Here is a 9,024-nt window from a genome sequence, read left to right as displayed (position 1 = left end):
TCGTTTTTGCTACGATGCGGGTGTAATCCTAGGGTGCGTTCCGAGGCGACTGGCCTGTTTGGTTGCTATGGTACGCTGATTTGAACATACAAGGGTGTGTGGCTCTGCCACGCACGCGGTTCAAGGCCGTCTGAAACCCGCCTTTCAGACGGCCTTTGCCGACATCGAACGCGGCAATCTGCATCAAAAATCCGACGCACCCGTGGCGAACCGGCCGGCCTGTTTGATTACGGCAAGAAGGCCGTCTGAATGCCGTTTACCGGCTTTCAGACGGCCTTTTGCCTGCACGAGCGCCGTCAGTCCAAGTCCGCCAGCGCAAACAGGGCGGCGAGGGCGGCGAGGCGCAGGACGTCGCGTCCCCAGCGCGAGTGGCTCAGGCAGTGCATCCAGGCCACGGGTTTTTCGGTTTGCAAAACGAGGCGGCGCACTTCTTCGGGCTGCGCCAGCAGTTTGTCGTGCCACAGCGCGGCGGCTTCTTCGAGCAGGCCGTGGCGCTTGAGCAGCAGCGAGGTGGAATGCAGGTAGCACAGCCAGTCGCGGCTTTGGCATTCGGCAAGGGTCAGCACTTCGGCGGGGTCGTCTTCAAAATCGAGAAAGCCGACCGTGCCGCCCGCAATCATCATGTTGCGGGCGAAGGCCTGGCTGAGAAACTGTCCTTTGGCGTGCACATCGGCAATCGCGTCCAAGCCTGCCGTCCATGCCGTGAGGTGGCGGCCTTTGGCTTCCTGTTCGATTTGCGTATCGAGCTGGATGCCGCCGAGATTGCCGATCATCAGGGCGTCGGGCTGCTGCGCCAGAAGTTCGGGCACCTTGACGCCCGCCGCTTTCAGTTCGCGCAGGCGGTGCGCTTCGGTGGCGACGGCTTTTTCGCCGCCGAGGTTGGGCACGGGTTTGAGTACGCCCAAACGCAGGGGTTTGGTAACCATGCCCAGCAGGGCGTAGCGCCACGCGGCATTGCGCCTGCCCGCCTTGCGTACCCAGACAACGAGGCCGTCTGAAAGGGTGTAGCGGGCGATGCCGCCTTTCTGCGCGGCGGCGAGGCGGGCGAGTTCGGTGGCGAAGTTGTTTTGTCCGGTGGCGGCTGTGTCGTTCATTCCGAATATATATATATATATAAGTTTGCAGGGGGATAAAAAAACCGAGCCGCGGCGCAGGTCGGTTTTCAGACGGCATTTTTATGCCAGGGTTTCGCGGATAATGCTTTTCACCGCTTCGGCATTGTTCGGCGCGGTCTGCACGCGCTGCGGCAGGTTTTCCAATCCTGCCAGCGCGGCGGGGCGCGGCACGGCCACATCGTCCACGGCTTCGCGGATGGTGTCTTCAAACTTGGCCGCCAGCGCGGTTTCGAGGCAGACGATAATTTCGCCGTTTTCGCGCACTTGGCGGGCGACTTTCACGCCGTCGGCGGTGTGCGGGTCGATGAGTTCGCCGTCTTGCTCATACACCTGTTTGATGGTGGCGAGGCGGTCGGCATGGGTGGATTTGCCGGAAACAAAACCGTATTTCTGCCGCACTTTGTCCAGCGCAAAATGTAGGTCAAAGCCTTTGCCCGCACCCACTTCTGCCCACAGCGTTTCGATTTCGCCCGCATCGCGCTCCATCAGGTCGAACACGAAACGCTCGAAGTTGGACGCTTTGGAAATGTCCATCGACGGGCTGGAGGTAACATGGGTTTGCGACGCGTTGCGCGGACGGTAGCGGCCGGTTTTGAAAAACTCGTCGAGCACGTCGTTTTCGTTGGTGGCGACAATCAGACGGCCTATCGGCAAGCCCATCTGTTTGGCGATGTGTCCGGCACAGACGTTGCCGAAATTGCCGCTGGGTACGCAGAAACTGACGGTTTCGCCGTTGTTTTGCGTGGCGTTGAAATAGCCGGCGAAGTAGTACACCACCTGCGCGACGATGCGCCCCCAGTTGATGGAATTGACCGTGCCGATGTGGTATTGCTCTTTAAACGCGGCATCGTTTTGCACGGCTTTAACGATGTCCTGACAGTCGTCAAACATACCCTCCACGGCGATATTGTGGATGTTTGCATCTTGCAGGCTGTACATTTGCGCGCGCTGGAACGCGCTCATTTTGCCCTCGGGCGAAAGCATAAACACATTGATGCCTTTTTTGCCGCGCAGCGCGTATTCGGCAGCCGAGCCGGTGTCGCCGCTGGTTGCGCCCAGAATATTGAGCGTTTTGCCCTCTTTGTTTAACACGTATTCAAACGCGTTGCCGAGAAACTGCATCGCCATGTCTTTAAACGCCAGCGTCGGGCCGTTGGAGAGGGCTTGGATTTTGAGGCCGTCTGAAAGAGTGCGTACAGGCGTGATGGCTTGCGTGCCGAAAGTTGCTTCGGTGTAGGTGCGGCTGACGATGTCGCGCAAATCTTCGGCGGGGATGTCGGTGGCAAACAGGCTGATGATTTCAAAGGCCAGTTCGGCATAACTCAGGCCGCGCCATTTTTGCAGCGTGGCCGCGTCGATGTGCGGATAACGCTCGGGCAGCATCAGGCCGCCGTCGGGGGCGAGACCCATCAGTAAAACTTCGCTGAATGCTTTGTGCGCGGTGTTGCCGCGCGTGCTGATGTATTTCATGTTCCGGCCTTTTTATTCGGATGGTTTGCGTACTGTGTTTTCAGACGGCCTCTTCGGATTGGCAGAGGCCGTCTGAAAAGGGGTTTAGCGGTAAATGCGTTTGAAGCAGGCGGTTACCGTTTTCGCGGTGATGTTCGCCACGGTTTGCGGCACGGTGTCGCGGTTGGTCGCCAGGCTCATCAGGTCGTTGGCCGAAAGCTGGTTGGGCGCTTCCTCGCTGGCACAGCTGCAGATTTTACGTTCCCACTCTGCCTGTTTGTCGGCGCTCATCGCCAGCGCGATGGCACGCCATTCTTTGCGCTGTTGCAGCTCGCTGACGCATTGGTTGTTGATCACGCTTTTCACCAGCGAACCGGCCAGGCCGCCCGCCGACTGCTGCGCGCCGCCGCCCATCAGGCTGCCCAGCGACAGATTGCCGCCGCCCGCGTCCGCACAGCCCGACAACAACACGGCAAACGCCGCCAAATATGCAAATTTTTTCATCGCGTTTTCCTTTAATCCACGGTTTGTCAAAGCGCGCATTCTACCGCAAACCGCCCGCAGCATCACAGCCGCCCTGTTCAGACGGCCTGAACCGCCCGCAGAAACGCCGCCATTTTTTCGTAATCTTTGATGCCCGCCGCGCTTTCCACGCCGCCGGACACATCCACCGCCGCCGCGCCCGAAACGCGCACGGCTTCGGCCACGTTTTGCGGCGTCAGCCCGCCCGCCAGTATCCACGGTTTGCCCGCGTATTCGCGCAAAAGCGTCCAATCGAAGCTCTGCCCCGTGCCGCCGTATTCCTGCGGGTGGTAGGCGTCGAACAGCAGCGCGCGGGCGTTCGGAAAGCGGTTTGAGGCCGTCTGAATGTCCTTTGCCGAGCGTACGCGCACGGCTTTGAGATAGGGGCGATCGAACTGGCGGCAAAACTCATCGTCTTCGTCGCCGTGAAACTGGATGATGTCAAGCGGCACGCGGCGCAGCACTTCGCGGATGTTGTCGGTGCTTTCGTTAACGAATAGGCCGACGGCGGAAACGAAAGGCGGCAGCGCAGCGGCAATCTGCGCGGCCTGCTGCGCCGTGACGGCACGGCGGCTTTTTTCGTAAAACACCAGCCCGACGGCGTCCGCACCGAGCACGGCGGCGGCGGCGGCGTCTTCGGCGCGGGTGAGGCCGCAGATTTTGGCGCGGATTTTGGTTTTCATATCGCGGATTCCTTGTTTCGGTTTTTCAGACGGCCTTGACGGTGCGGAAGGCCGTCTGAAAAGGGGTTGCGCCGTTTCAGACGGCCTCTGGGGCTGTTGGCAATTGGTTTGTGAAGCGGATTTTGCGTCAGAAAGCGGCAGATGCAAGGCGAAAATGCGAGCCTATGCCGTCCATAGGCGAGTATTTTCAACGCGGCAGATGCCGTTTTATGGCGTAAAAGCCGCCACAATACTAATTGTCAACAGCCCCTAGATTCGGCCACAGCCAGTCGGGCAGCGGCGGGGTTGTTATGCCGAACTCGGGCGGATAATCGGCGCCGGTGAGGTAGAGGCCGTCGGGCATAAAGGTGGGCGGGGCTTTGAGGCGGTTTTTTTCCGCCAAGAGGCGCGCGAAGCCTTCGACGCTGAGACGGCCGTTGCCGACATAAACCAGCGCGCCGACGATGTTGCGCACCATATGGTGCAGAAAGGCGTTGCCGTGCAGATCGAGTGCCATCAGGCTTGGCGTGCCGCTGAGGCGGACGGAATAAAGGGTTTTGACGGGCGATTTGGCCTGGCACTGGGCGGCGCGGAAAGCGGAAAAATCGTGTTCGCCTGCCAACAGGGCGGCGGCGCGGCTCATGGCGCGGATGTCGAGCGGGGTGTGCGTCCACCCTACCCTGCCCGCCAGCAGCGGCGAGCGCACGGGCGAGGATTGCAGCAGGTAGCGGTAGCGGCGGCCGCAGGCGTCGAAGCGGGCATGGAAATGCGGCGCGACAATCTGCGCGTGCAAAACGGCAACGCCCGCGGGCAGCAGGCTGTTGGTGCCGCGTATCCACGATTGGGCGGCGCGGCGGACGCCTGTGTCGAAGTGGACGACTTGGGCGGCGGCGTGCACGCCGGTGTCGGTGCGGCCTGCGGCGGTGACGGCTACGGGTTCGCCCGCAATGGCGGCCAACGCGTCTTCCAAGGCCGTCTGAACGGTGGGCACGCCGTCGGCCTGTTTCTGCCAGCCGAAAAAGCGGCTGCCGTCGTAAGCGAGGGTGAGCGCCCAGCGGCTGCGTTCGGGCGGGGTGTCGGTCATGGCGGGAGCTGTCGGAAAAAAGGCGGCATTATACGTCCGAACGTTTCAGACGGCCTGCCAAACGGAAAAACGTTTCATGCGGGCGGGATTCTGTATAATCGCGCTCCTTTTTTTCTAATCATAAAAAAGGCCGTCTGAAACGGCTTTTTTCACAAACACACAGGAGTTTTTTATGTCGGCAGCGGCAGAAAGCGGCATCAGCATCATCCAGGTCGTGTCCCTGTTGGGCGCGGCGGTGGTTGCCGTGCCATTGTTCAAGCGGCTCGGCTTAGGCTCGGTATTGGGCTATTTGGCGGCAGGGCTTGCCATCGGGCCGTTCGGCTTAGGGCTGTTTTCAGACGGGCACACCATCTTGCACGTCGCCGAATTGGGCGTGGTGATTTTCCTATTCGTTATCGGCTTGGAGATGAAGCCGTCGCACCTTTGGCATCTGCGCAAGCAGATTTTCGGCTTGGGCAGCATGCAGGTAGTGGTGGCCGCCATTTTGCTGACCATTGTGGGGATGCTGTTCGGCTTTTCGTGGCAGATTTCCTTTATCGCCGCATCGGGCTTCGTGCTCACCTCCACCGCGATTGTGATGTCGGTGCTGGGCGAGCGGGGCGAAATCGACAGCCCGGGCGGGCAGAAAATAGTGTCGATTCTGTTGTTTGAAGACCTGCTGATTGTGCCGCTGTTGGCGATTGTTGCTTTTCTTTCGCCCACGCACACCGAAAGCGGGCAGCCGCTGTGGCAGAGCATCGGCATTGCGCTGGGCTGTGTGGTCGCGCTGGTGGCGGCGGGGCGCTGGCTGCTCAATCCGCTGTTCAGGCTGCTGGCGCGCAGCAAAGCCCGCGAAGTGATGACCGCCGCCGCGCTGTTGGTGGTGCTGGGCGCAGGCGTGTTGATGGAAAAAGGCGGCTTGTCTATGGCGATGGGCGCGTTTCTGGCGGGCGTGATGTTGTCTGAATCGCATTTCCGCCACCAGCTTGAAGCCGATGTAGAGCCATTTCGCGGGCTGCTGCTGGGGCTGTTTTTCCTTGCCGTAGGTATGTCGCTGGATTTGAATGTCGTGGCGAACAACTGGCCGCTGATTGTTTCAGGCGTGCTCGCGCTGATGGCCGCCAAAGCCGTGTGCATCTACTTCGTTGCCCGTTTGGCAAAAAGCAATCACGAAGAAGCCTTGGAACGCGCCGTATTGATGGCGCAGGGCGGCGAATTTGCCTTTGTGTTGTTCACCGCCGCCACATCGCAAGGCGTAATCAGCGACATCAACAACGCCAATATGACTGCCATCGTGGTGCTGTCTATGGTGCTCACGCCGCTGTTTATGATCCTGCACGGCAAGCTGCCGAAAAAAGCCGTCGCCAAGCGCGAAGCAGACAAAATTGACGAGCAACACGCCATCTTGCAAGTGGGCTTTGGGCGGTTTGGGCAGATTGTGTACTACATTCTCAGCGCTGCGGGCTATTCCATCACCATCATTGATAAAGACGAAAAAACCGTGGCGGGCATGAACAAATACGGCGTGAAAACCTATTTCGGCGATGCTTCGCGCCCCGAACTGCTGCGCACCGCCGGCATTGAAAAAGCCGCCGTGTTGGTGGTGGCGATTGACGATCCCGAGCAGATTTTGCAAATCGTGCAATTTGCCCGCGAAGCCAATCCCAACATCAAAATCGTTGCCCGCGCCTATGACCGCCTGCACACCTTCAAGCTGTTTCAAGCCGATGCCGATGAGATTGTGCGCGAAACGTTTGATTCGGGCGTGCGCGCCGGCAAACGGGCGTTGGAAATGCTGGGACTGCCGCACGAAACCGCCGAAAAAGCGGGCGATTTGTTCTTCCGCATGGATAGAAACGGCATGGGCAAAATGGCGGTGCTGTACAACCCCGAGCTGCATGCCTTTGAAAACCAGGCGATGTTGGAAGAAGGCCTGCGGCAGGACACGCGCATTGCCGAAGCGATGCAGGCGCTGCTGCGGGGCGAAGAAGAGATAGACGAGAGCGTGTAAGGCCTTTTGTCTTTCAGACGGCCTAGGGCGTGTTGACATTCAGCCTTGCGAAGCGGTTTTTTGAGGAAAAATTCGCGCCTGCAAGGAAAAAAGCGCAGCAAGATTGGACATCTTGCGAGCATTTTTGACGCGGCAGGCGTGGATTTTTCCTCAAAAAACCGCTTCGCAAGGCTGATTGTCAACACGCCCTAAGGCTTACGCGGCGGCGGCGCGCACGGCGGCGAGGGTGGCGGGTTTGCGCTCCAAGGCTTCAATGGAAACGGCCTGCACGTCGCGGCGTTGTTGGTATTCGGCAAAAGCGGCGCGGTTGGCCTCGCTCAGGTGCGGGAACAGGGTCGGGTGGCGCAACTCGGCATAGGAAAAAGCCATGGCAAGCAAGTGCCGGTCGAAGCCGCTGCATTGCGCGTCCAGCTGCGGCGCGTGTTCGAGGCCGCGCACGACGGCTTCGCGGGCGCGCGGGATGTGCGGGTGTTCGGCTTGGTCTTGCGGCAGGAATTTCGCCAGCGAAAAGGCTTTGACAACTTGGTCGAGCAATGCCTGCGCATAGCCCGCAACGGCGGCTTGGGCGGCGTTTTGCAGCGGGTGGCCGAGCAGGAAATCTGCGACGTAAGCCGTGCCGCAGATAACTGTTCCCTCGCCGGTTATCAGGGCGGGCACTTGCGAGAGCGGGTTGACGGCGGTGAGTTCGTCGGGCGTCGCCCACGGGTCGGCATAAACGAGTTGCAGGCCGTCGAGGTCGCCTTGTGCGAGGGCGGCGAGCAGGATGGCGCGGGAATACGGCGAGGTGGTGCTGGTGTAGAGTTTCACGGTTTTCTCCTTTTCGGTAAGGTCGGGAAAGGTGCGATTGTACGCCCGCGCCCTTCGCGTGCCAAAAGGCCGTCTGAAAGCCCGTTTTGCAGACTTTCAGACGGCCTTTTGCCGCTTGGCAAGGGTTACGGATAGGCAATATAGGCGTAGGCCGAATGGTTGTGGATGCTTTCGAAGTTTTCGCTTTCGACGACAAACGAGGCGATGCGCGTGTCGCCGCGCAGGGCGACGGCCACGTCGCGCACCATGTCTTCGACGAATTTCGGGTTTTCGTAGGCGCGTTCGGTGACGTATTTTTCGTCGGGGCGTTTGAGCAGGCCGTAGAGCTGGCAGGACGCCTGTTCCTCGACAATGTCGATGATGTCTTCTATGGCGACGTGTTCGCGGCAGACGAGGGAGACGGTAACGTGCGAGCGTTGGTTGTGCGCGCCGTATTGCGAGATTTCCTTGGAGCAGGGGCACAGGCTGGTGACGGGAACGAGCACTTTCAGCGTGTGGCGGTAGGCGCCGTTTTCCACCTCGCCACCGAGAGTGACGTCGTAGTCGAGCAGCGACTGGATGCCCGACACCGGCGCGGTTTTTCGGCGGAAAAAGGGAAACAAGGCGCTGATGGCGCCCGCTTCCGCGCCCAAAAGTTCCAACATCTGCTGCGTCAGGTTTTTCAGCTCATCGTAGTCGAGCGGGCGGTTGCGGTTTTCCATCAGGGCGACGAAGCGCGACATATGCGTGCCTTTTTGGTCGGCGGGCAGGCGCACGGTCATAGTGAGGCGGGCGACGGTGGTTTGGACGCCGGAAGCGGCGGCGATTTGTATGGGGAAGCGGAGGTCTTTGATGCCGACACGGTTGATCGGCAGATTGCGCAGGTCTTTGCTGCTTTGCACGTCGGCAATGGCGTTCATGCGTTTTTTGTCCTTTTTTTTTGCGGTGCGTGTGTGGGAAAGGCGCGAGTATATAGATGCGCCGTGCGGGCGGCAACGGGCGGCAGGCCGTCTGAAAAAACCCCGCTAAAAGCACGCCCTTTTCAGACGGCCTGCCGCCTATACGGTATAATCGCCGCCTTTTGCCAACCCGCCATTTAAATAAGGAATACACGCCATGCTGCTGCCCGAACAGGTCAAAGAACTCATCGCTGCCGTCCTTCCCTGCGAACACATCGAAGTGGAAGGCGACGGCCACCACTTTTTCGCCGTTATCGTTTCCTCCGCCTTTGAAGGCAAAGCCCGCCTCGCCCGCCACCGCCTGATTAAAGACGGCCTCTCCGACAAGCTGGCGTCGAACGAGCTGCACGCGCTTTCCGTTTCCGTGGCCGCCACGCCTGCGGAATGGGCGGAAAAAAGCCGCTGATTCCGCCGCGCGTTTTCCCAACAACGCCCTCCCCTTTCCCACGAAAGTCTG

General features: G+C 60.0%; 9 protein-coding genes. 2 read left to right on the top strand and 7 right to left on the bottom strand.

The genetic code is table 11. From position 1 onward, the window contains the following. Positions 1-296: 296 nt before the first annotated feature. The 5 genes from ACLD9W_RS07800 to truA form a co-directional block, all read right to left on the bottom strand. A complete protein-coding gene (locus ACLD9W_RS07800; RefSeq protein ID WP_410841496.1) occupies positions 297-1,094 on the bottom strand; it encodes a hypothetical protein in 798 nt (265 codons plus the stop codon). An 81-nt stretch (positions 1,095-1,175) separates the two neighbouring features. Then, on the bottom strand, positions 1,176-2,585 hold the full coding sequence (gene thrC, locus ACLD9W_RS07795) for a threonine synthase (protein ID WP_410841495.1): 1,410 nt from the start codon (positions 2,583-2,585) through the stop codon (positions 1,176-1,178). An 84-nt stretch (positions 2,586-2,669) separates the two neighbouring features. Then, positions 2,670-3,068 carry a hypothetical protein gene (locus ACLD9W_RS07790; protein WP_410841494.1) on the bottom strand — a complete coding sequence of 133 codons (399 nt, stop codon included), beginning with the start codon at positions 3,066-3,068 and terminating at the stop codon, positions 2,670-2,672. Between the two features lie 77 nt (positions 3,069-3,145). Then, a complete protein-coding gene (locus tag ACLD9W_RS07785) occupies positions 3,146-3,769 on the bottom strand; it encodes a phosphoribosylanthranilate isomerase (protein ID WP_410841493.1) in 624 nt (207 codons plus the stop codon). A 232-nt stretch (positions 3,770-4,001) separates the two neighbouring features. Next, positions 4,002-4,832 carry a tRNA pseudouridine(38-40) synthase TruA gene (gene truA / locus ACLD9W_RS07780; RefSeq protein ID WP_410841492.1) on the bottom strand — a complete coding sequence of 277 codons (831 nt, stop codon included), beginning with the start codon at positions 4,830-4,832 and terminating at the stop codon, positions 4,002-4,004. A 172-nt stretch (positions 4,833-5,004) separates the two neighbouring features. On the opposite strand from truA, the gene ACLD9W_RS07775 reads away from it, so the two are divergent. Continuing rightward, positions 5,005-6,822 (top strand): monovalent cation:proton antiporter-2 (CPA2) family protein, encoded by a 1,818-nt coding sequence (locus ACLD9W_RS07775; RefSeq protein WP_410841491.1) that lies wholly within the window; start codon positions 5,005-5,007, stop codon positions 6,820-6,822. Between the two features lie 195 nt (positions 6,823-7,017). On the opposite strand, the gene ACLD9W_RS07770 is transcribed toward ACLD9W_RS07775, so the two are convergent. Together ACLD9W_RS07770 and folE2 are read right to left on the bottom strand one after the other, a co-directional pair. After that, positions 7,018-7,629 (bottom strand): glutathione S-transferase N-terminal domain-containing protein, encoded by a 612-nt coding sequence (locus ACLD9W_RS07770; RefSeq protein ID WP_410841490.1) that lies wholly within the window; start codon positions 7,627-7,629, stop codon positions 7,018-7,020. Between the two features lie 125 nt (positions 7,630-7,754). Continuing rightward, positions 7,755-8,528 (bottom strand): GTP cyclohydrolase FolE2, encoded by a 774-nt coding sequence (gene folE2, locus ACLD9W_RS07765; RefSeq protein ID WP_410841489.1) that lies wholly within the window; start codon positions 8,526-8,528, stop codon positions 7,755-7,757. 196 nt (positions 8,529-8,724) lie between these two features. Between folE2 and ACLD9W_RS07760 the strand changes: the two genes are divergently transcribed. Beyond that, a complete protein-coding gene (locus ACLD9W_RS07760) occupies positions 8,725-8,973 on the top strand; it encodes a BolA family protein (RefSeq protein ID WP_410841488.1) in 249 nt (82 codons plus the stop codon). Positions 8,974-9,024 lie beyond the last annotated feature (51 nt).

Origin of the sequence: Neisseria sp. WLZKY-1 (genome assembly GCF_046546535.1) — a bacterium.
Classification (GTDB): Bacteria; Pseudomonadota; Gammaproteobacteria; order Burkholderiales; family Neisseriaceae; genus Neisseria.
Note: the sequence above shows the minus strand (reverse complement) of the source record. Positions and strands in the feature narration are given on the sequence as shown.

Coding starts and splice junctions, on each gene's coding strand:
- ACLD9W_RS07800 (WP_410841496.1), bottom strand. CDS start 1,094: ATGAACGACACAGCCGCCACCGGACAAAACAACTTCGCCACCGAACTC.
- ACLD9W_RS07790 (WP_410841494.1), bottom strand. CDS start 3,068: ATGAAAAAATTTGCATATTTGGCGGCGTTTGCCGTGTTGTTGTCGGGC.
- folE2 (WP_410841489.1), bottom strand. CDS start 8,528: ATGAACGCCATTGCCGACGTGCAAAGCAGCAAAGACCTGCGCAATCTG.
- truA (WP_410841492.1), bottom strand. CDS start 4,832: ATGACCGACACCCCGCCCGAACGCAGCCGCTGGGCGCTCACCCTCGCT.
- ACLD9W_RS07760 (WP_410841488.1), top strand. CDS start 8,725: ATGCTGCTGCCCGAACAGGTCAAAGAACTCATCGCTGCCGTCCTTCCC.
- ACLD9W_RS07785 (WP_410841493.1), bottom strand. CDS start 3,769: ATGAAAACCAAAATCCGCGCCAAAATCTGCGGCCTCACCCGCGCCGAA.
- thrC (WP_410841495.1), bottom strand. CDS start 2,585: ATGAAATACATCAGCACGCGCGGCAACACCGCGCACAAAGCATTCAGC.
- ACLD9W_RS07775 (WP_410841491.1), top strand. CDS start 5,005: ATGTCGGCAGCGGCAGAAAGCGGCATCAGCATCATCCAGGTCGTGTCC.